The 19,832-nt window shown below is 53.7% G+C and carries 19 protein-coding genes; 9 read left to right on the top strand and 10 right to left on the bottom strand.

The features are described from left to right. Positions 1-60 precede the first annotated feature (60 nt). From RDO88_RS00050 to RDO88_RS00060, 3 genes are read right to left on the bottom strand one after another with little or no spacing between them, the layout of a single operon-like run. Positions 61-1,503, bottom strand: a complete 1,443-nt coding sequence (locus RDO88_RS00050; RefSeq protein WP_307757402.1) for a hypothetical protein — start codon at positions 1,501-1,503, stop codon at positions 61-63. A gap of 11 nt (positions 1,504-1,514) precedes the next feature. Next, positions 1,515-2,309 (bottom strand): DUF4384 domain-containing protein, encoded by a 795-nt coding sequence (locus RDO88_RS00055; protein ID WP_307757403.1) that lies wholly within the window; start codon positions 2,307-2,309, stop codon positions 1,515-1,517. Between the two features lie 31 nt (positions 2,310-2,340). Continuing rightward, positions 2,341-3,024 (bottom strand): hypothetical protein, encoded by a 684-nt coding sequence (locus tag RDO88_RS00060; protein WP_307757404.1) that lies wholly within the window; start codon positions 3,022-3,024, stop codon positions 2,341-2,343. Between the two features lie 305 nt (positions 3,025-3,329). Between RDO88_RS00060 and RDO88_RS00065 the strand changes: the two genes are divergently transcribed. The 4 genes from RDO88_RS00065 (at position 3,330) to RDO88_RS00080 (ending at position 6,452) form a co-directional block, all read left to right on the top strand. After that, positions 3,330-3,668 (top strand): CidA/LrgA family protein, encoded by a 339-nt coding sequence (locus tag RDO88_RS00065; RefSeq protein ID WP_307757405.1) that lies wholly within the window; start codon positions 3,330-3,332, stop codon positions 3,666-3,668. Further along, the gene (locus RDO88_RS00070; protein WP_307757406.1) at positions 3,665-4,360 is read left to right on the top strand and encodes an LrgB family protein; all 696 of its coding nucleotides are present in this window, start codon (positions 3,665-3,667) and stop codon (positions 4,358-4,360) included. Before RDO88_RS00065 ends, RDO88_RS00070 begins: the two co-directional genes overlap by 4 nt. Before the next feature lie 133 nt (positions 4,361-4,493). Then, positions 4,494-5,411, top strand: a complete 918-nt coding sequence (locus RDO88_RS00075; RefSeq protein WP_307757407.1) for a phosphatidylglycerol lysyltransferase domain-containing protein — start codon at positions 4,494-4,496, stop codon at positions 5,409-5,411. Between the two features lie 18 nt (positions 5,412-5,429). Further along, entirely contained in the window at positions 5,430-6,452 is a 1,023-nt protein-coding gene (locus tag RDO88_RS00080; RefSeq protein ID WP_307757408.1) for a GNAT family N-acetyltransferase, read from the top strand. Between the two features lie 67 nt (positions 6,453-6,519). Here the strand turns inward: RDO88_RS00080 and cdaA are convergent, their stop codons facing one another. The 3 genes from cdaA to RDO88_RS00095 form a co-directional block, all read right to left on the bottom strand. Then, entirely contained in the window at positions 6,520-7,287 is a 768-nt protein-coding gene (gene cdaA, locus RDO88_RS00085) for a diadenylate cyclase CdaA (protein ID WP_307757409.1), read from the bottom strand. Between the two features lie 45 nt (positions 7,288-7,332). After that, complete coding sequence (folP, locus tag RDO88_RS00090) at positions 7,333-8,184, bottom strand: dihydropteroate synthase (protein ID WP_307757410.1); 852 nt, start codon at positions 8,182-8,184, stop codon at positions 7,333-7,335. 259 nt (positions 8,185-8,443) lie between these two features. Continuing rightward, entirely contained in the window at positions 8,444-9,289 is an 846-nt protein-coding gene (locus tag RDO88_RS00095; RefSeq protein ID WP_204969887.1) for a mechanosensitive ion channel family protein, read from the bottom strand. Between the two features lie 192 nt (positions 9,290-9,481). Here RDO88_RS00095 and murF point away from each other — a divergent pair, with 192 nt between their 5' ends. Continuing rightward, the gene (gene murF / locus RDO88_RS00100) at positions 9,482-10,780 is read left to right on the top strand and encodes a UDP-N-acetylmuramoyl-tripeptide--D-alanyl-D-alanine ligase (RefSeq protein ID WP_307757411.1); all 1,299 of its coding nucleotides are present in this window, start codon (positions 9,482-9,484) and stop codon (positions 10,778-10,780) included. Here murF and RDO88_RS00105 read toward each other — a convergent pair. Next, positions 10,775-11,161, bottom strand: coding sequence for a VanZ family protein (locus tag RDO88_RS00105; protein ID WP_307757412.1), 387 nt, complete (start codon positions 11,159-11,161; stop codon positions 10,775-10,777). The two genes, murF and RDO88_RS00105, sit on opposite strands and share 6 nt — an antisense overlap. 103 nt (positions 11,162-11,264) lie before the next feature. Between RDO88_RS00105 and RDO88_RS00110 the strand changes: the two genes are divergently transcribed. Next, on the top strand, positions 11,265-12,632 hold the full coding sequence (locus RDO88_RS00110; RefSeq protein ID WP_307757413.1) for a sodium-dependent transporter: 1,368 nt from the start codon (positions 11,265-11,267) through the stop codon (positions 12,630-12,632). Between the two features lie 12 nt (positions 12,633-12,644). Beyond that, a complete protein-coding gene (locus tag RDO88_RS00115) occupies positions 12,645-13,598 on the top strand; it encodes a helix-hairpin-helix domain-containing protein (protein WP_307757414.1) in 954 nt (317 codons plus the stop codon). A 402-nt stretch (positions 13,599-14,000) separates the two neighbouring features. Here the strand turns inward: RDO88_RS00115 and RDO88_RS00120 are convergent, their stop codons facing one another. Genes RDO88_RS00120 through RDO88_RS00130 form a run of 3 tightly spaced genes read right to left on the bottom strand, consistent with a single transcriptional unit; the run spans position 14,001 to position 17,532 of the window. Further along, entirely contained in the window at positions 14,001-14,672 is a 672-nt protein-coding gene (locus RDO88_RS00120) for an ATP-binding cassette domain-containing protein (protein WP_307757415.1), read from the bottom strand. 17 nt (positions 14,673-14,689) lie between these two features. Then, positions 14,690-15,400, bottom strand: a complete 711-nt coding sequence (locus RDO88_RS00125) for a ThiF family adenylyltransferase (protein WP_307757416.1) — start codon at positions 15,398-15,400, stop codon at positions 14,690-14,692. Next, positions 15,400-17,532, bottom strand: coding sequence for a cation:proton antiporter (locus RDO88_RS00130; RefSeq protein ID WP_307757417.1), 2,133 nt, complete (start codon positions 17,530-17,532; stop codon positions 15,400-15,402). Before RDO88_RS00130 ends, RDO88_RS00125 begins: the two co-directional genes overlap by 1 nt. 285 nt (positions 17,533-17,817) lie before the next feature. On the opposite strand from RDO88_RS00130, the gene RDO88_RS00135 reads away from it, so the two are divergent. Together RDO88_RS00135 and RDO88_RS00140 are read left to right on the top strand one after the other, a co-directional pair. Next, complete coding sequence (locus RDO88_RS00135) at positions 17,818-18,825, top strand: aspartate-semialdehyde dehydrogenase (RefSeq protein WP_307757418.1); 1,008 nt, start codon at positions 17,818-17,820, stop codon at positions 18,823-18,825. Between the two features lie 158 nt (positions 18,826-18,983). Continuing rightward, positions 18,984-19,832 carry a hypothetical protein gene (locus tag RDO88_RS00140; protein WP_307757419.1) on the top strand — a complete coding sequence of 283 codons (849 nt, stop codon included), beginning with the start codon at positions 18,984-18,986 and terminating at the stop codon, positions 19,830-19,832.

The following is a 19,832-nucleotide window of genomic DNA, read 5'->3' on the forward strand; positions in this document are numbered from 1 at the left end:
TCAACATTGCAATCCAGCGTATTTTTGCGGCGAGAACGACAAATATTATAATATTTAACACTACCGGATTATTCCGGGAGCCACATTCTTATATTGCTCCATGCATACCCCGACCGGAGCACCGATATAGGTAGGATCGCAGATAATATACTTTTGCCCGTTGTCCAAGAGGATGTAGTCACCCGACACATCTTCGGTAAAACATACGGCCGAAGCAATGTGGTTAGGATAATCGAGCAACACGGCTTTCAGTCCCAACAAATCGCGGACCAATACGGCATAGAGCATGGCGCGGTCCTCACAATCACAATAGGGATAATAGAAAGTCTCGTCGGGAAAATTGGGTTTCTCGTAACCGAATTGTTCACCGTCCGTCTGATAAGGAAAAGCCGTCTGTACAAAATGCAACAACAGAGCAGCGGCTTCCCGCTGTCCTTTTCCGGCAACGGCTTCCTTCAGCTGTGCATACAATTCCGCACAAAGTGACACACTCATGGGAGTATGATAGTGAACAGCTACGTCACACTGAGGATAGTCACGATAGAAATCAATCAGATTCTTGTCTACAGAAGTACGTACGCTCCACGAAGCGTTTTCAGGTTTCCATACCCGATCTTCCTTCGTTCCTGACAATTCAGGCGCCTGCTCCATACGCAGGCTTATCAGGTTCTTGGCATCGGCAAAATCGTTCCGATAGGTATAAATACTCATAGATCCGTCCTTGAAAGGTTCAAAGACATAATATCGCAAACCGTCCATCGTCAGATAGGGAACACCATAAATATTGTCGGCCGTAGCTATCAACAAGCGCAAACGGCCATCTATCTTGGCCAAACGTACTTTATAACCCGATTGGGTCAACAGGAACATCTGAAGGAAAGTAATCTGGTCAGCCTTATCGGCACCATATAACTGCATACCTATCGCCTTTGTAAACAGCAAATAGGCCCAATCATTCAGATGATACTGTTTCTTGACCGACAGGCAGTCATAAAGCATCGTTTCATATGGCTCTTTACAAAGATATTTCCAGGCATCGGCAACATCGGCTTCACTACTTCCCTTCAATTGCAGGCCTGCCGCAGGAGCAGTAAACAGTTCAATGCTCACACCGTAGAACAAGACAGACGTCCGCTTCACATCACCGGCCGGCTCCACTTCGGGCATAGTTATTTCAACAGGCTCGTACGTATCTTCAGGAGTGCGTTCTTCTCCTACCGGCACAGCAACCGGCTCCGTTGCAGGCACCTTGGGATCGAACACAACCGGCTGGGGCGGTTCCAACCTCAGATGAGTTTCAAGCGGCTTGAAGGCGTCGAATTCCTCCCAGGCCTGGCGCAAGGAGTTTTCGAAATCGGCATCCGCTTTTTTCTTGAATTGTTCAAACGCCGCATTCTGCTGTTTTTCGAATTCTGCAAATTCCTTCTCTATATCCTGTGCAAACAGGCCCGACTGGGTCAGACAACCTGCAAATGCCAACAAGCAACTTAGAACCTTTTTCATAACAACATACTTTATTTGATCAATACCATTTCATACGTAGCGCAACGGCGGTCATTGGGAATGGCATATACCCACTTCAACACGTTCTGATAGGTCACCTCACCGGTAAAAGGAATGTCTTCTTTCGTAGCCACAAACATCATATTGATTTTTTCACTGCTGGCTCCCCGTTTCTCCATCCGGTAATCCACCATGTTGCTGAAAGGTATCTTATATTCCTTTCCGGCCTTCAGCTGCTGGTTTCCTTCATAACCGTTGGGATAAAGCAAAGCGCCTCCGTCGCTGTCAAACCAGAAGAATTTCAGATACGAATCTGTTCCGTAAACCTTCAACCGGCAGGTGAACACGTCACCTTCCTTGTACAAGCTGGACACACCCTTGACTTCCATCGCATACGATTTGTCCACTCTTTCATCCTTCTGCACTATTGCGTCAATCGTCACTACCTTAAACAGGCTCTTGGTAGAGGTATCCCAAAATTCTTCCACCTTCTTTTTCGTAACATTCACCATTCCACCGATGGCCAACACATTCATTTGCGAATATGCCTCCTGAAACTCATCACCACCTTCTTGCGTTATCTGCCCGAAGACCGACCACACATTCTCCATGACTCCTGCCTTGCGCAGAGCCTCTTTTTTGGCTTCCAGGAATGCACGTTCCTCGGCTTCTTTCAGCGTGATGTCGTCACTAACCTGCCAGCGCCCTTGTACGCCTTTCACCTTTACGGTTTTTTGTGCGTACAAAGGCGCTGCAGCCATCAGTGTCAGAAGGAACATCCAAACAATCAGATATTTCCTTTCCATTCAAATCAAATTATATTCTTCCCGTGTTTTCTTATTCAGCCAGTTTGTCCAATTCCTTGGCCAGTTCTTCCGACTTGCCTGCCAGTTCCTGACGGATAGCCTTGATAGCCTCCTGATTGGCAGTCTGCATGCTGTAACCGATGGTTACCATCACTTCCACATTCTTGTTGGGCAAAGTTCTGTACACCTCTACCAAAGGAATGGTACGGCCCAATGTTCCGGAAATGATGCTCTTGCTGGCAGCCACTACGTTGGACAGGCTGGCAGCCTCTTCCTGACCCATATCGTCGTTGGCCACCTTTGCCTCAATCAGTTGTGAAACCTTTGTCTGAATCTGTCCGGCCAAGTCAATTTTGGCAGCGTTTGTAGCCTGCAAAGCTGCAGAAGACTGGTTACCGCCAATAGCTCTGGACGAAGCGATATACCAGAACGGATTGCCTTCCATATCCATTTCGGCCTGCTTCTGCCATGCGTTCTCGAGCTGTTTATCCAAAGGCAGTTTACCTACCGGCGTACGGAAACCTTCCTTCGTCAGCTTCTTGGCTTCCTTGCGGGCTGCCTTGATTGCTTTCTTCTCAAGGTCCTTGTTCAATACCTTTTCATGCTTTTGCTGATTTTTGAAATCCTTGTCCGAAGCTTTCATCTGAGCGTTCACATTCATAGAGAAAGACATGATGAACGCCACCAAAGCGGTGAATAATAAAGTCCTTTTCATACTCTTCTAAGTTTAAAGATTAATATTTCTATTCAATGTATTACCATCAATCAACGCCGCAAATGTATATAATTATTTTCAAATGGGTGCAAAGTATCCTATTTTTCTTCAGTTTTTTTCTCTGAAAGAAGGAAATAAAATAATGACAAATTTCATTTTGGTACAAGAAAACGCGCTTATAATCCTCATTTTACACACTTAAAACAAAAAAACGAGTGAGTCCCATATACCCGAAACGAATAATGACTAACTTTGCGCCCGTTTTCAGTAACATTACATTTTTAAGGTATTAGTTTTTTAGGATTATGATTCGTCAATGCGCCATCCTTTTCGGATGTCTGGCCTTGGGTGAGCTGATCGTCTGGCTCACGGGCATCAAGCTGCCCTCGAGTATCATCGGTATGCTGCTGCTCACCTTGTTTCTTAAATTGGGTTGGATCAAGCTGCACTGGGTGCAGGGTATGTCCGACTTCCTCGTTGCCAACCTCGGTTTCTTCTTCGTGCCCCCCGGCGTGGCACTGATGCTGTACTTCGACATCATTGCGGCTGAATTCTGGCCCATCGTCACCGCTTCGCTTGTCAGTACTTTGCTGGTTCTTGTTGTCACCGGATGGGTTCACCAATTAACACGCAAAATCAAATGACCTACTTAGAAAACGAATTTTTCCTGCTGGCCGTCACGTTCGGCCTCTTTTTCTTTGCCAAGCTGTTGCAGAAAAAGACCGGCATCATGCTGCTCAACCCCATCTTGTTGACCATTGCCCTGCTCATCCTTTTCCTGAAAACGACAGGTATCAGCTACGAAACCTACAACGAAGGCGGACATCTTATCGAATTCTGGCTGAAACCGGCCGTCGTCGCTTTGGGCGTTCCCCTCTACCTGCAACTCGAGACCATCAAGAAACAGCTGCTCCCCATTCTGCTGTCCCAGCTGGCAGGCTGTATTGTCGGCGTAGTATCAGTCGTATTGATAGCCAAATGGATGGGAGCCTCCGACGAGATTATCTACTCGCTTGCCCCCAAGTCGGTCACCACCCCCATTGCCATGGAAGTGACCAAGTCGCTGGGAGGCATTCCTTCGCTCACGGCAGCCGTAGTGGTATGCGTAGGGTTACTGGGAGGCATTCTGGGCTTCAAGACCATGCGTCTGACCCATATCGGCAGCCCGATGGCGCAAGGTCTGTCCCTGGGTACAGCTGCCCATGCCGTAGGCACATCCACCGCCATGGATGTCAGCCGCAAGTACGGGGCATTCGCCAGTCTGGGGCTGACCTTGAATGGCATCTTCACGGCCTTGTTCACCCCTACAATTCTAAGATTGCTGGGCTTGCTTTAACAAAATCCTCCTATCTTTTCATAAAACAGGCTGCACCTCGGATGTAAAATCCGAAAACAGAGTTTTCGTTTTGTACTTCCCTCGGTTTGCACTATCTTTGTTATTCATAAAAAACAGCACTTAGCAAACGATTATGATTGAATTCAAAGATATCACCCCGCAAGACAAGGAACTGATAACTTCCTTTACCCAGCATAGTCACCGCCGCAACTGCGATCTGTCGTTCTCCAACCTGTGCAGCTGGCGCTTTCTCTACCACACGCAGTTTGCCGTATTCGAAGGCTATCTGTTACTGAAGTTCTGGGCCGAAGGCGAGCTGGTGTACATGATGCCCATCGGCCAGGGAGACTTGGGAAAAGTATTGGAAGTCCTGATTCAGGATGCCCACCAGGAGAAGGCTCCCTTCTGCCTGCTGGGCATCTGCACCGATATGTGCGCAGACCTCGAAGCCCTGATGCCCGGCCGTTTCCAGTTTACCGCCGACCGCGACTATGCCGACTACCTGTACCTGCGCACCGACCTGGCAACCCTGGCCGGCAAGAAATTCCAGCCCAAACGCAACCATGTAAACAAGTTCAAACGGATGTATCCCAACTACGAATACACCGCCATCACTCCCGACCGCATCCAGGAATGCCTCGAACTGGAGGCCGAATGGTGCAAGGCCAACAACTGCGACCAGCACGAAGGGACGGGCAATGAACGGCGGGCATTGGTTTATGCTCTTCACCACTTCGAGGAACTGGGTCTGACGGGAGGCATCCTGCACGTAGACGGACGTATCGCCGCTTTCACTTTCGGCATGCCCATCAATCAGGATACCTTCGGCGTACATGTAGAAAAGGCTGATACCCGTATCGAAGGCGCTTATGCCATGATCAACTACGAGTTTGCCAACCACATCCCCGAGCAATACACCTACATCAACCGCGAAGAAGACCTGGGCATCGAAGGATTGCGTAAGGCCAAGCTGTCTTACCAGCCTGCCATTATTCTGGAGAAATACACCGCCTGTCTGCGCGACGAGCCGGTGGAACCTATCAAGTGGTAACGATTCACTGTATATAATATGAAAGAAGATGTCAGAAAGTTGTGGGAGCTCTGCTTCCACGACAGTCCCGCTTTCACCGACCTGTATTTCCGTATGCGATACAGCAACGAAGTGAACCTTACCATCCGTAGCGGCAACACCGTTATCGCTGCCATGCAGACACTGCCCTACCCCATGACCTTCTGCGGCCAGACCATAGATACCTCTTATATATCGGGAGCCTGTACCCATCCCGACTTCCGCGGCAAGGGCGTCATGCGCGAGCTGTTGGCCGAAGCCTTCGGGCGGATGCACACCCAAGGGGTATTGCTGACCACACTCATCCCGGCCGAACCCTGGCTCTTCGATTACTATGCCCGCAGCGGATATGCGCCAGTCTTCCACGTCTGTCCACAATCCTTCAAGGCAGCTCCTGCCACCGCCCTGCCACCCGACTATAGGGTGACGGATACTGACAGCTTCGACCCACAACTGTACACCTGCTTTGAACAGAAGATGCGTCAACGTCCCTGCTGTATCCAGCATACGGAAGACGACTTCAAGGTTATCCTGGCCGACCTGCAACTGAGCGGCGGCCGCGTCTATCTTCTGCACCACGTACAACGGCATGAAGCAGCCGCCCTGGCCTTTGCCTACCCCAACGGGGAAGGTGGCCTTCTGATAGGCGAACTGCTGGCCGATTCAGATGAAGAGGCCCGCCTCCTGCTTCAGCACATCTGCCAAACGAACGGGCAGACCGAACTCCACCTGCTTCGGCCGGTTTCCGGAAATGAAAAGGGAGAGAGACTGGGCATGGGCCGCATCATCCACGCCCACGCCTTGCTCCAGCTCTACGCCGCCGTCCACCCTGACGAGGAATGGAATCTGGCCCTGACCGACGAACAGCTCCAGACCAATACCGGCTATTACTACCTGAACAACGGGCATTGTATGAAAAGTGCCAAACGGCTGCCCGGCAGCCATCTGGCACTCACTATCGGCGAGCTCACGGCCAAGATACTGGCCCCCCAGCATCCCTACATGAGCCTGATGCTTAATTAATGGAGAATTGATAATGGATAATTAAGTTTACCGTTATCCTTATTCATTTTCAATTCTCAATTATCAATTATCCATTATCAATGGTCAACAGCCGTTCCAGTTCCTCGGCATTGAGGCGCAGATGAAACTGTCCCTTGTAGGCCACAGAGATGGCGCCCGTTTCCTCGGAAACAATGATGGCCTGCGCGTCGGATACCTGCGAGATACCCATCGCTGCCCGATGGCGCAAACCCAGTTCCTTGGGGATATCCAGGTTATGGGATACAGGCAGGATGCAACCTGCCGCCTTGATGCGCTGTTTGCTGATAACCATCGCCCCGTCGTGCAAAGGGCTGTTCTTGAAGAAGATATTCTCAATGAGCCGCTGGTTGATGTTGGCATCTATTACATCCCCCGTTCGCACCACGTCATCCAAGGGCACGTCACGTTCTATCACAATCAGAGCCCCCACCTTCTGCTTGCCCATGCTGATGCAGGCCATCACGATGGGCATGATGTCGTCGTGCTCCAGCCCGTCCTTCTTGTCGCCGGTAAAGAACCGCACCAACGCGCTGGCATGCTGATGCGAACCGAGCGTCACCAGGAACCTGCGGATTTCCTCCTGAAAGAGTACAATCAGCGCCAGCACGCCCACACTCACCAACTTGTCGAAGATGGAGCCGAGCAGCTTCATCTCGAGCACCTGCGACACCACCAGCCAAATCAGGATAAACACCAGAATACCTGTAAAGATATTGATGGACCCCGACGCCTTCATCAGCTTATAGGTATAGTACAGCAGGAAGGCCACCAGCAGGATGTCTATAAAGTCTTTTATACCAAAATCGAAAAACACGGCTATTCTTATATATTATACGTTAAAAACACTCACCACTAACCGCTACTCGTTCGCCTTCATCGCCCCGACAATCCTCACCGCCTCGACGGCCTGACGGACGTCGTGTACCCTCAGGATGTCGGCTCCCTTCATCAGGGCCAGCGTATGGAGGACGGTCGTACCGTTCAAGGCTTCCTGGGGCGTTGTGTCCAGCAGGCGGTAGATCATCGACTTGCGCGACACCCCCACCAACAGGGGCAGCTCGAAGAGGCGGAACTCTTCCAGATGGGCCATCAGCTGATAATTGTGCTCCAACGTCTTGCCGAAGCCGAAGCCGGGGTCGAGCACGATATCCTTCACACCCAGGTCGCGCAGCTGCTGTACCTTGCGGGCGAAATAGAGGAAAACCTCGCGCAACAAGTTGTCGTAGTGCGGATGCTGCTGCATGTTTTGGGGCGTTCCCTGCATGTGCATCATGATGTAGGGCACGTTCAGCTCGGCCACCGCGCTGAACATGTCGGCATCCATTTCACCCGCCGCAATGTCGTTGATGATGGCCACACCATACTCCCTGACACACATCCGAGCCACGTCTGCCCGAAAGGTGTCGACCGACACCACTGCCTCGGGAGCCGTGCGGCGAAGCACCTCCAACCCCAGGCGCAGGCGGCTCATTTCCTCCCCGGCCGACACGTGTTCGGCATTGGGGCGCGAAGAATAGGCCCCCACATCGATGATGGCCGCGCCTTCGTCCACAATCTGCCGCACGCGGGCTTCTATCTCCTCCTCCGTCTGCATGCGGCTCCCGCTATAGAAGGAGTCGGGCGTCACGTTCAGGATGCCCATCACGCACGGCGTCGAAAGGTCGAGCAGCCGGCCGTTGACATTCAAGTATTTCGTTTGTTCCTGATTCATGGCAATCGTTTTTCTACAATTAGTCCCTGCAAATGTAAACAAAAAGAAAGGCATTGCCGCACAATCGGCCCATTATTTTCGGTTTCCCCTCCTTGCCCCCCTTAAAAAACAAAGCATTGTTTTCCGAGCAACAAAGCACTGCTTTATGCCTGGGAAAGCACCGCTTTGTCTGGCACAAAAAACAGGTAGGCGCGGAGCGTGCGGACAGCCGCCTGCCATCCGAACACTCCACGCCCGTACCAATACGGTAAAATCGGTTTCAGTCCTTGGCCTGATGTACCGTGAGCTGCGGGAAGGGGAAGCCGATACCTTCCTTGTTGAAGGTGTCGTAGACGAGCTCGTTCACTTCGAACATCACGTCCCAATAGTCTTCCGTCTTCGTCCAAACACGCACCATGACATCCACACTGCTGGCATTCAGCGTCTTGAGGACAATCATCGGCGCAGGGGTAGTCAGGATACGCGGGTCGGCATCGACAATGCGTTGCAGGACGGCACGTACCTTCTGTACATCCTCGCCATACTCCACGCCGAAGACCCACTCCAGACGGCGTGTCTCCTGCTTGTTGTAGTTGGTCACGGCGTTGCTGCTGAGCGAGCCGTTGGGGATGTAGATCATACGGTTGTCCGTAGTGGCAATCAGCGTATGGAAAATCTGGATTTCCTTGACCGTACCGCTTCCGCCGGGGGCGTCAATGTAGTCGCCCACCTTGAAGGGCTTGAAGACGAGGATAATCAGTCCGCCCGCAAAGTTTGACAGGTTGCCCGACAGAGCCATACCGATGGCAACACCGGCGGAGGCCAACAGGGCGGCAAAGCTGGTGGTCTCGACACCCAGCTTGCTGATGATGGCAAAGGCCAGTATCAGGTTCAACACAATCTTCAGCAGGCTGCGCAGGAAGGTCTGCACACTGACTTCCACCTTGCGCTTTACCATCAGGGAAGTGATGAAACGCAGGATGTACTTGATGATGAAACGGCCGACGATATAAATGACCAGGGCGGCCAGCAGGCTCTTGCCCAGCTCGATGCCATAGTTCAGCAGGCGGTCCAGCAAATTCTCCACGTTGATGACAGACGCGGCACTCAATAATGAAAACATCATACTCTACAATTTTATTTGGTTTGACTTCAAAAATGATTATTTCCTGAATTCAGGGCGAATATACGGAAAAAACACATGCATAAGTAACACAGGAAAAGGAAAAATGTTTGCGGTTAAAATTTTCCATTCTCCATTCGCAATTCTCAATTAAAGACTACCTTTGCACCCGTCAACCACAAAAACAGAAAAGTTATGGATATTTCGACTCTTTACCAGATATTCTGCCGGTGCAACGGCGTGACAACCGACAGCCGCCGGTGCCCCGAAGGCTCCCTCTTCATTGCCCTGAAGGGAGACACGTTCAACGGCAACGCCTTTGCCGCCAAGGCATTGGAAAGCGGATGTGCCTACGCCGTCATCGACGAAGCCGAATACCTCGTGCCGGGCGACGAACGCTACCTGCTGACCGACAACTGCCTGCTGACGCTCCAGCGCCTGGCCCGCCATCACCGCCGCCAGCTAGGTACACGCATCATCGGCATCACCGGCACCAACGGCAAGACCACGACCAAGGAACTGATAGCCGCCGTGCTGAGCCGCCGATACCGCCTGCTCTACACGGAAGGCAACCTGAACAACCACATCGGCGTGCCCCTCACCCTGCTCCGCCTCAGGCCCGAACACGAACTGGCCGTCGTCGAGATGGGTGCCAGCCATCCGGGCGACATCCGTGAGCTGGTGGAGATAGCCGAACCCGACATGGGTCTCATCACGAACGTAGGCAAGGCTCATCTTGAAGGCTTCGGCTCGTTCGAGGGCGTGATGCGCACGAAGGGCGAGCTCTACGACTGGCTGCGCACGCTGCCCGCTCCCGTCGTCTTCCTGCATGCCGACAACCCCTATCTGACAAAGATGGCCGCAGGCCTGCCGCACGTGACCTATGGCGAAGGAGCCGGCAACGACATCTGCGGCAGGCTGACCGGCTGTTCGCCTTTCCTCGCTTTCGAATGGAAGAAACAGGGAGAAACGGAAACGCATCATGTACAAACCCAACTGATAGGCAGCTACAACCTGCCCAATGCCCTGGCCGCCGTCACCCTTGGCAGCTACTTCGACGTGGACGCCACCCTGATTGACCAGGCCCTGACGGAATATGCGCCCCAAAACAACCGCTCGCAACTGAAGCAGACGGCCGACAACACCCTCATCATCGATGCCTACAACGCCAACCCCACCAGCATGATGGCCTCGCTGGCCAACTTCCGCCAGATGGAGGCGGCGCACAAGACAGCCATCCTGGGCGACATGCGCGAGCTGGGGCAAGACAGCGCCGAGGAGCATCAGAAGATAGTGGATTACCTGGAGGAATGCGGCTTCGAGCGCGTCATTCTGGTAGGCAGCCAGTTTGCCGCCACGCGCCACTCCTATGAGACGTATGCCGACGCTCCCGCCCTCATCGAAGCATTGAAACAGGAAAAGCCGACAGGCAAAACCATTCTCATCAAGGGGTCGAACGGAATACGGCTGAGCTCTGTAGTAGAATATTTATAAAGAAGGATGACGCTTCATCCAATACCAGCCAATGAGCGATGCCAGCGTAGCTCCTGTGGTATTGGCAGCAAAGTCCCACCAGTCGCCGCCCCGATAGGTCGTACAATAGGCCTGAAGCAACTCTACCGCCCCACTGAACAAGACGGGGCAGAGCCAGGCTCCCAACCACGCGTGCCACAACGGTACGCGTGCTTTTTTATGTGCCCGCATGAACTCCAGCCACAACATGCCCGACATGCCGAAGTACATGCACACATGTACCACCTTGTCGATGCCGGGGATGGAATCCATATCCGTCTGGGGCGGCTTGAAGAAAGACAGATAGACGACCGTCCCGATAATGAGGAGCGAAACGGGATATTTCCGAATGTAATACAGCATAATCAAATATATTTCAATACGAGATGCAAATGTACGGAACATTTTCTATATTTGCGATTTCTTGCAGGTATTAGTAACAAATTGAAAGAAAAAACCACGATTTATGACAAAGAACAACAGAGCAAACTTCGGAAGCAAGCTGGGTGTCATCCTGGCTTCGGCAGGCTCGGCCGTAGGGCTGGGCAACATCTGGCGCTTTCCTTTTGAAACGGGCAACCACGGCGGTGCGGCCTTCATCCTTATCTATCTGGGATGCGTTCTTTTCTTCGGCATTCCCATCATGGTGGCCGAATTTTCCATCGGACGACATTCACGGGCCAACACGGCAGGTGCCTATCAGAAGCTGGCGCCCGGCACCCACTGGCGCTGGGTGGGCCGCATGGGGGTACTGGCAGGGTTCCTGATACTGGGCTACTATTCGGTGGTGGCGGGCTGGACGCTGGAGTACATCGTACAGGCAGGCACGAACGCCTTTGCCGGCCAGTCGGCGAACGACTTCATCGCCTCGTTCAACGGCTTCATCGCCCATCCGTGGCGGCCGGCCCTGTGGATGGTAGCCTTCATGCTGATGACCCACTTCATCATTGTGAAAGGCGTGGAAAAGGGTATTGAGAAGTCTGCCAAAATCATGATGCCGATGCTCTTCCTGCTGCTCATCGTGCTGGCCGTATGCTCCGTGTCGCTGCCGGGTGCAGGGGCAGGCATCGAGTTCCTGCTGAAACCCGACTTCAGCAAGGTGGACGGCAACGTGCTACTGGGTGCTATGGGGCAGGCTTTCTTCTCGCTCTCGCTGGGCATGGGCTGCCTCTGTACGTATGCCTCCTACTTCCGCAACGACACCAACCTGCCCAAGACGGCACTCAACGTGGGATGGATTGACACGATGGTGGCCATCCTAGCCGGTTTCATCATCTTCCCTGCCGCCTTCTCGGTGGGCATCCAGCCCGACGCGGGTCCCAGCCTGCTGTTCATCACGCTGCCCAACGTCTTCCAGCAGGCCTTCGGCAACCTGCCTTGGCTGGCAGTCATCCTGTCCATCATGTTCTACGTGCTCCTGGCCCTGGCTGCCCTGACATCGACCATCTCCCTGCACGAGGTGGTGACGGCCTACCTGCACGAGGAGTTCAACCTGACCCGCGGCCGGGCAGCCAAGCTGGTAACGGCGGGCTGTACCTTCCTGGGCGTGCTCTGCTCGCTTTCGCTGGGTGTGGGCAAGGAGCTGACCATCTTCGGTCTGACCCTGTTCGACCTCTTCGACTTCCTGACGGCCAAAATCATGCTTCCGCTGGGCGGTTTCTTCATCGCCATCTTCACCGGATGGTATCTGGACAAGCGTATCGTGTGGGAAGAGGTGAGCAACAACGGCACCCTGCCGAAAGCGGTCTACCGCATCTGGCTGTTCCTGCTGAAGTACATTGCTCCGATAGGCATTGGCTTCATTTTCATCAACGAACTGGGACTGCTGAAATAAGAAAGGTGATTCATGTGGAAGTGGCTCGGTGAATTTCTCTATTACTCCCGAGGGGAGAGGCGGGGCATCCTGGCGCTGCTGGGTGTCGCCCTTCTCCTCTTGCTGGGAGGAGAAATGTATGTCCACCTGCAATCAAAGCGGGCAGACAACCCTGACGACCACCTGGAACAAGAGCAGACGATGGAGGAATATCGGGCCTTCAGCGCTTCCATCCGCGAAAAAGAGAAAGAGGAAAAGGAAGGCCGGAAGTCCCGCTACACGGCATGGGAAGAAAAAGACATGTCACCCCTACTCGCTCCCTTCAATCCCAACACGGCCGACTCGGCCACCTTCCGCCAGCTGGGCCTTCCTGCCTGGATGGCCCGCAACATCCTGCGCTACCGCGAAAAGGGAGGTGTCTTCCGTCGGGCAGAGGATTTCCGCAAAATATACGGGCTGACAGAAGAACAATACACTACCTTACGGCCCTACATCCGCATTCCGGCCACAGACAGCACCGACCATCGTCCTTCCCTCTTCCTGGCCGACCGGCGCAAGGACAGCCTCCAACAGGCAAAACCGCTGAAATACGAACCCGGCACCCGGGTCGACCTGAACCGTGCCGACACCACCGAACTGAAAAAGATTCCCGGCATCGGGAGCGGCATTGCACGCCTCATCAGCGGGTACCGCCAACAGCTGGGCGGTTTCTACAGCCTCAGCCAGCTGGAAGATATCGACCTCGACTATCGCCAACTGGCCGACTGGTTCCGCATCGACACCACCGCCATCCGCCGCATCCCCGTCAACCGTGCCAGCGTGGACCGACTGCGCCACCATCCTTACCTCAACTTCTACCAGGCCAAGGCATTGGTGGAATACCGCCGCAAGCACGGCCCGCTGAAAAGCCTGAAGCCGTTCGTGCTCTATGAGGAGTTCACATGCGAGGACCTGGAACGGATAGGCCACTACCTGAGCTTCGAATAAATCAATAAGATTTACAAAAATAAAGACTGAAGGCTGGACGGCTTTTCCTCCCCACTTTTTCGGGTTTCAACCCCAAGGGGCGAATGTTTCAAACATAGAGGGGGAATGTTTCAAACATAAGGCCTCTATGTTTCAAACATTCCCATAGGACGCCGGGAAAGAGTGCTGAGAAAACGGGAAGTGAAATCGGACGAAGGGAATAAAGATATCTTACAAAAAAACAGTGAATTGACAGAATACTCTAAAAGTTCACCACAGATTACTCAGATTAACACAGACGATACTTGATATTTAAATTAACCAATCAAGTAATCTGTGAAAATCCGGGTAATCTGTGGTGAAAGTTTTATGGTACGGTATCTAATCAAAGAAAGTGATATTCGAAGCAAAGCCCCACTACCATCAGATAGCAGACGCCGTATCCGCCACGACTTCCCCGTCTTTCAGATGGATGGTGCGGTCGGTGATGGAAGCCAGGCTTTCGTCGTGGGTCACAATGACGAATGTCTGCCCCAGGCGGTCGCGCAGGTCGAAGAAGAGCTGGTGCAACTCGGCCTTGTTGTGGGTATCGAGGCTACCCGAGGGCTCGTCGGCCAGCACAACGGCCGGCCGGTTGATGAGGGCGCGCGCCACGGCCACGCGCTGCTTCTCGCCGCCCGAAAGCTCGTTGGGCTTGTGCGAGGCACGGTCGGCAAGGCCCATCATCGTCAGTATCTCGAGGGCGGCAGCCTGGGCTTCGTGCCGCCCCTGCCCGGCAATGAAGGCGGGTATCATGACATTCTCCAGGGCCGTAAACTCGGGCAGGAGCTGGTGAAACTGGAAGACGAAACCGATGCGGCGGTTGCGGAAGGCGGAGAGTTCACGCTCCTTCAGCCCGTCGACACGCACGCCGTCGATGCAGACCGTACCCGTATCGGGGCGGTCGAGGGTACCCATAATCTGAAGCAACGTGGTCTTGCCGGCACCGCTGGGGCCGACGATGCTCACCACTTCGCCCTTCTGTATCTCGAGGTTGATGCCACGCAACACTTGCAGGTTGCCGAAGCTCTTGGTTATCTGTTCGAGTCGTATCATACTTTCTTTCCTTATTATTATAGCCGGCGGATGACGTACTCCGCCAGGTAGCAGCCGAAGACGGCGGGCATGTAGCTCACCGTGCCGCAGGTCGATTTCTTGTTCTGTTCGTCGTCGGTCAGCAGCACGGCCTTGGGGTCGGCCTGCTCGGTGCTGAACACGACGGGGAGTTTGTGACGGATGCCCATCTTCTGCAACCGCTTGCGCACGGCCTTGCTCAGGCCGCAATGGTAGGTGTCCCAGATGTCGGCAAAGCGTATCTGCGTGATGTCGCTCTTGGCGCCCGCACCCATGCTGGATACAATCTTGATGCGCCGCCTCAGGGCCTCGGCTATCAGGTGGCACTTAGGGGCCAGGGTGTCGATGGCATCGACCACAAAGTCGTAGCGGTCGGCATCGAGCAGCTGGGGGATATTCTCGTCCTTCAGGAAAACGGGCAGGACGGTGAGCTCCACCTCGGGGTTGATGTCGCGGAAACGGGCGGCGAGAACTTCGACCTTGGGCTGCCCCAACGTGGAGTGCAAGGCCGGAAGCTGGCGGTTGATGTTGGTAGGCTGGACGGTGTCGGCATCGACCAGCGTCAGGCGGCCTACCCCCGCACGGCAAAGCATTTCGGCCGCATAGGCTCCCACACCTCCCACACCAACGACCAGTACATGGGCCTGGCGCAGACGTTCACTCTTCTCTTCGCCCAACAGCAGGCGTGTACGTTGTTTCCAGTCTTCCATCAGTTTTCCTTTTTAAACCATTTATAGAACCACCGGCCCACCTTCTCGTAGTGCTGGCTCTCGTTGCTGCCCTGCGGATTGGAGAACGACAAGGCATCCTGCGGGTCGCCCAGCTGGTCGGGATACAGGACGATGAGGCTGTTGTTCGTGAAGTAACGGCCCAACTGACTGGGCAGTTTCTCGAACGAGCTGTCGTAGGAGATGGAGCCGCGGCGGGCACTGATAACCACCAGTAGGTGGTCGTAGTTCACCTGGCCGGTCAGGAGCAGCAGGTCTTCCCACTCGTCAAGGCGGGAGAACTCGGTCAGCGTGTCGCTATGTTTCTTCTTGACAAGGGCCTGAAGCAGGTTGCCCGTCTGTTCGTTGGCAAAGAAGTGGACGCGGCATCCCAACGTAGTGCCCATGCGGCAGAAGTGGTCCACCCACTTCTGGAAGCCGGCTTCGTACTCGGCCTTGGGCGGCACGGCCACGATGATGCGCCGCAGGGTATTGATGGGTATCAGGAAGCGGGCCACCATCACCTCGCGATGAAGTCCCTTGAGCAGGCTCTCGGTCAGCATACCGAAGAAGGAATCCACAATGTTCACCTTCCAGTGGAGGCCGATGATGACGTCCGTAGCTCCATGCTCCTTGGCCGTGTGGATGATGCCCGCGGCAATATTCAGGTCGTAGCGACTGATGCACTTCAGCTCCACACCCGCCGAGGCGGTGATTTTGGCCGCACGCTCCAGGTAGCGCTTGCCCTGCTGCTCGAGGGCTTCGGTGCCCGAGTGGTCGTTGATGACGTTCAGAGCCAGCAGGTTGTCCTTCTGCTTGGGGTCGCGGATGACGAGCGACAGGTTCATCAGGTATTCGATGGTATTGGGATTGGCCACAGGTATCAGAATCTTTTCGGGCTCGCGCGAACGGTCTTCTTCGGGATGGGCCTCGTCCATGGCCATCTTGCGCGCCGCCCGCTCGGTGGTGAAGGAGCTAACGATGCAGGTGACGAGGATGAGGAGCACCGTGCCGTTGAGCACGTCTTCGTTGAGCAGACGGCTACCGTCGGGCAAGATGATGTTGTAGCCCACCAGCACCGCCGCCAGCGTAGCTGCCGCCTGTGCATTGCTCAGGCCGAACATCAGCTCGCGTTCGAGGGCCGACATGCGGTATATCTTCTGCGTCAGCCACGAGGCAATCCATTTGCCGCCCAGCGCCACCACAATCATCACGCCCGCCACCTTCAGGGCATCACCGCCGCCAAAGATGACTTTGACATCAATCAGCATGCCCACGCCTATCAGGAAGTAGGGGATGAACAGCGCATTGCCCACAAACTCCAGATGGCTCATCAGCGGCGACACGTGGGGAATGAGGCGGTTCAGCACCAGACCAACGAGGAAAGCCCCCAGGATGCCTTCCATGCCGATGAGCTCCATAAGCCCCGCGCCGAGGAATACCATGGCCAAGACGAAGATGTATTGCATCACATTGTCGTCGTAGCGGCGGAAGAACCAGCGCCCGACGCGTGGCAGGAAGTACATGATGAGCATGGCCAGCACCACGAAGCGCACCACCAGCCAAAGCCAGAAGAGGCCGCCCGCCTCGCCCTTGAACACACCGCTAATGACGGCCAGCACGAGCAGCGTCAGCGTGTCGGTGACGGCCGTACCGCCCACGGCGATGCTCACACTGCGCTGGCGCGAGATGCCGTAGCGGATGACGATGGGATAGGCCACCAGCGTATGCGAGGCATACATACTGGCCAGCAGGATGGAAGTGATGAGGCTGTACTTGAGCAGGAGCACGTTGGTCACCATACCGATGCTGATGGGGATGATGAAAGCCAGCAGGCCCAATGCCACCGCCTTACCGCGGTTCTTCTTGAAGTCAGCCATATTCATCTCCAGCCCCGCCAGAAACATGATGTAGTAGACACCTACCTTGCCGAAAAGCTCGAAACTGCTGTCGCGCACCAGGATGTTGAACCCGTGCTCGCCGATGGCCAGTCCGGCCAGAATCATGCCGATGATGTGGGGGATGCGCAGCTTGGTCAGCAGGATGGGCGCAAACAAAATGATGAGCAGTACAAGGAGGAAAATCCATGTAGGGTCGGTTATGGGAAGTTTCAAACTGAGGTCTAACCAGTCCATAGGCTTGCGTCATTTAAAATTCTTGTGCAAAAATAGCAAAAATACTTTTCACTTGCCAACACCCTCCCCCGCTACTTTCAGGAAAACGGTGCTTTCCGAAGGCGAAAGCACCGTTTTCCGGGGACGAAAGCAATGCTTTCCGCCAACCGCTGCCAAGGGCGTCTGCGTACAAGGCATGTTTTTATCAAAAATTTAAAACTACTTCTGCCGTTATAATCGCAGAATGTTGTAAATTTGCGCCTTGAATTGACTTTTTTACAAACCACTTAAAACAAAGAAAAAGAAATGAAAGTAGCAATTGTTGGAGCAAGCGGAGCCGTGGGACAAGAATTCCTGCGTGTGCTCGATGAAAGAAATTTTCCGTTGGACGAGTTAGTTTTGTTCGGTTCTAAACGCAGCGCCGGTACCAAATATACCTTCCGCGGCAAACAGATCGAGGTCAAACTCTTGCAGCACAACGATGACTTTAAAGGTGTGGACATCGCTTTCACTTCCGCAGGCGCAGGCACATCGAAAGAGTTCGCCGAGACCATCACCAAATACGGAGCCGTGATGATAGACAACTCCAGCGCCTTCCGCATGGACACCGACGTGCCCCTGGTAGTGCCCGAAGTCAACGCCGCCGACGCCAAAGACCGTCCGCGCGGCATCATCGCCAACCCCAACTGCACCACCATCCAGATGGTAGTTGCCCTGAAAGCCATCGAACAGCTTTCGCACATCAAGACCGTACACGTAGCCACCTATCAGGCAGCCAGCGGTGCCGGAGCCGCCGCCATGGACGAACTGTACACCCAATACCGCCAGGTGCTGGCCGGCGAACCTGTCACCGTCGAGAAATTCGCCTACCAGCTGGCCTTCAACCTCATCCCTCAGATTGACGTCTTCACCGACAACGGCTATACGAAGGAAGAGATGAAGATGTACAACGAAACGCGCAAAATCATGCACTCCGACGTCAAGGTGAGCGCCACCTGCGTCCGCGTACCTGCCCTGCGCTCCCACTCCGAGAGCATCTGGGTGGAAACCGAACGCCCCATCTCCGTCGAAGAGGCCCGCGAAGCCTTCGGCAAAGGTGAAGGACTGGTGCTGATGGACAACCCCGCCGAAAAGGAATACCCCATGCCGCTCTTCCTGGCCGGCAAGGATCCCGTCTACGTAGGTCGCATCCGCAAGGACCTGACCAACGATTGCGGGCTGACCTTCTGGATTGTAGGCGACCAAATCAAGAAGGGAGCCGCCCTGAACGCCGTCCAGATTGCCGAGTATCTGATTAAGGAGAACGCCCTCTAAGAAAAATCGAAATAGCCCAAAAGCTCCCGGCTTTCCTTCGTGAAGAAGTCGGGAGCTTTTGATTTCCAACTGGAAGGCTCCGAAAGAAATATTGAAAAAGAATTGCTATATCTAAAAAAAACTATATATTTGTACGTCATTCAAAAACAGTACATGCCATGAAATTAATAGCTGAAAGCGGTTCTACACGTACCGAATGGGCTTTGGTCGAAGACAACAAACTGATACAAAGAGCCTATACAGAAGGACTGAATCCGTTTTTCCAGACACGCCGTGAAATCAGTCGGAGCGTACGTCTGGGATTGCCCGAGCTATTTTTCAAAAAGAAGCTGGAACAAGTCTACTTCTATGGTGCCGGATGTACCTCTTATGAAAAGAAAAACATCTTGGGAGCATCACTTGTCGCCCAATTCAAGACCCCTATTCAGGTGGAAAGCGACCTGCTGGCTGCCGCCCGAGGGCTCTTCCAGTGCGAGGCAGGTATAGCATGTATATTGGGAACAGGGTCGAACTCGTGCTTCTACGACGGCAAAATCATCGTCAAAAACGTCAAAGCTGGCGGTTATATATTAGGAGATGAAGGCAGTGGAGCCGTCATGGGTAAATACTTTCTGTCTGATGTACTGAAAGGACTTGCTCCCAAGGATATCACCAACGACTTCTACGACAAATTCCGCATCAATGCCAACGAAGTGATGGAGTCGGTCTACAACCGTCCCTTCCCCAACCGCTTCCTAGGCACTCTCTCCTATTTTTTAGCCGATTATCTGGACAATGACTACGTATACGACCTGATAACAAACAACCTGCGCAGTTTCTTCACGCGATGCGTCTGCCAGTACGACTATCACAACTACCCGGTCCGTTTCGTCGGGTCGCTCGCCTATCACTATGCCGAGCTCTTGCGTCAAATCGCCCAAGAGTTTGACATAAACCTGCAAGTCATTGAAGAAACTCCCATCAACGGTCTGATTGAATACCATGCCATGAATATTGAAGAAGGTTAA

Source organism: uncultured Mediterranea sp. (genome assembly GCF_902493215.1).
Taxonomy (GTDB): domain Bacteria; phylum Bacteroidota; class Bacteroidia; order Bacteroidales; family Bacteroidaceae; genus Bacteroides.

Excerpts from the sequence above, each read along its gene's own strand:
- RDO88_RS00055 (WP_307757403.1), bottom strand. The coding sequence starts at position 2,309 with ATGGAAAGGAAATATCTGATTGTTTGGATGTTCCTTCTGACACTGATG.
- RDO88_RS00060 (WP_307757404.1), bottom strand. The coding sequence starts at position 3,024 with ATGAAAAGGACTTTATTATTCACCGCTTTGGTGGCGTTCATCATGTCT.
- RDO88_RS00115 (WP_307757414.1), top strand. The coding sequence starts at position 12,645 with ATGTGGAAGTGGCTCGGTGAATTTCTCTATTACTCCCGAGGGGAGAGG.
- RDO88_RS00070 (WP_307757406.1), top strand. The coding sequence starts at position 3,665 with ATGACCTACTTAGAAAACGAATTTTTCCTGCTGGCCGTCACGTTCGGC.
- RDO88_RS00105 (WP_307757412.1), bottom strand. The coding sequence starts at position 11,161 with ATGCTGTATTACATTCGGAAATATCCCGTTTCGCTCCTCATTATCGGG.
- folP (WP_307757410.1), bottom strand. The coding sequence starts at position 8,184 with ATGAATCAGGAACAAACGAAATACTTGAATGTCAACGGCCGGCTGCTC.
- RDO88_RS00075 (WP_307757407.1), top strand. The coding sequence starts at position 4,494 with ATGATTGAATTCAAAGATATCACCCCGCAAGACAAGGAACTGATAACT.
- RDO88_RS00125 (WP_307757416.1), bottom strand. The coding sequence starts at position 15,400 with ATGGAAGACTGGAAACAACGTACACGCCTGCTGTTGGGCGAAGAGAAG.
- RDO88_RS00080 (WP_307757408.1), top strand. The coding sequence starts at position 5,430 with ATGAAAGAAGATGTCAGAAAGTTGTGGGAGCTCTGCTTCCACGACAGT.
- RDO88_RS00095 (WP_204969887.1), bottom strand. The coding sequence starts at position 9,289 with ATGATGTTTTCATTATTGAGTGCCGCGTCTGTCATCAACGTGGAGAAT.
- murF (WP_307757411.1), top strand. The coding sequence starts at position 9,482 with ATGGATATTTCGACTCTTTACCAGATATTCTGCCGGTGCAACGGCGTG.
- RDO88_RS00065 (WP_307757405.1), top strand. The coding sequence starts at position 3,330 with ATGATTCGTCAATGCGCCATCCTTTTCGGATGTCTGGCCTTGGGTGAG.
- RDO88_RS00120 (WP_307757415.1), bottom strand. The coding sequence starts at position 14,672 with ATGATACGACTCGAACAGATAACCAAGAGCTTCGGCAACCTGCAAGTG.
- RDO88_RS00140 (WP_307757419.1), top strand. The coding sequence starts at position 18,984 with ATGAAATTAATAGCTGAAAGCGGTTCTACACGTACCGAATGGGCTTTG.
- RDO88_RS00110 (WP_307757413.1), top strand. The coding sequence starts at position 11,265 with ATGACAAAGAACAACAGAGCAAACTTCGGAAGCAAGCTGGGTGTCATC.
- RDO88_RS00130 (WP_307757417.1), bottom strand. The coding sequence starts at position 17,532 with ATGGACTGGTTAGACCTCAGTTTGAAACTTCCCATAACCGACCCTACA.
- RDO88_RS00135 (WP_307757418.1), top strand. The coding sequence starts at position 17,818 with ATGAAAGTAGCAATTGTTGGAGCAAGCGGAGCCGTGGGACAAGAATTC.
- RDO88_RS00050 (WP_307757402.1), bottom strand. The coding sequence starts at position 1,503 with ATGAAAAAGGTTCTAAGTTGCTTGTTGGCATTTGCAGGTTGTCTGACC.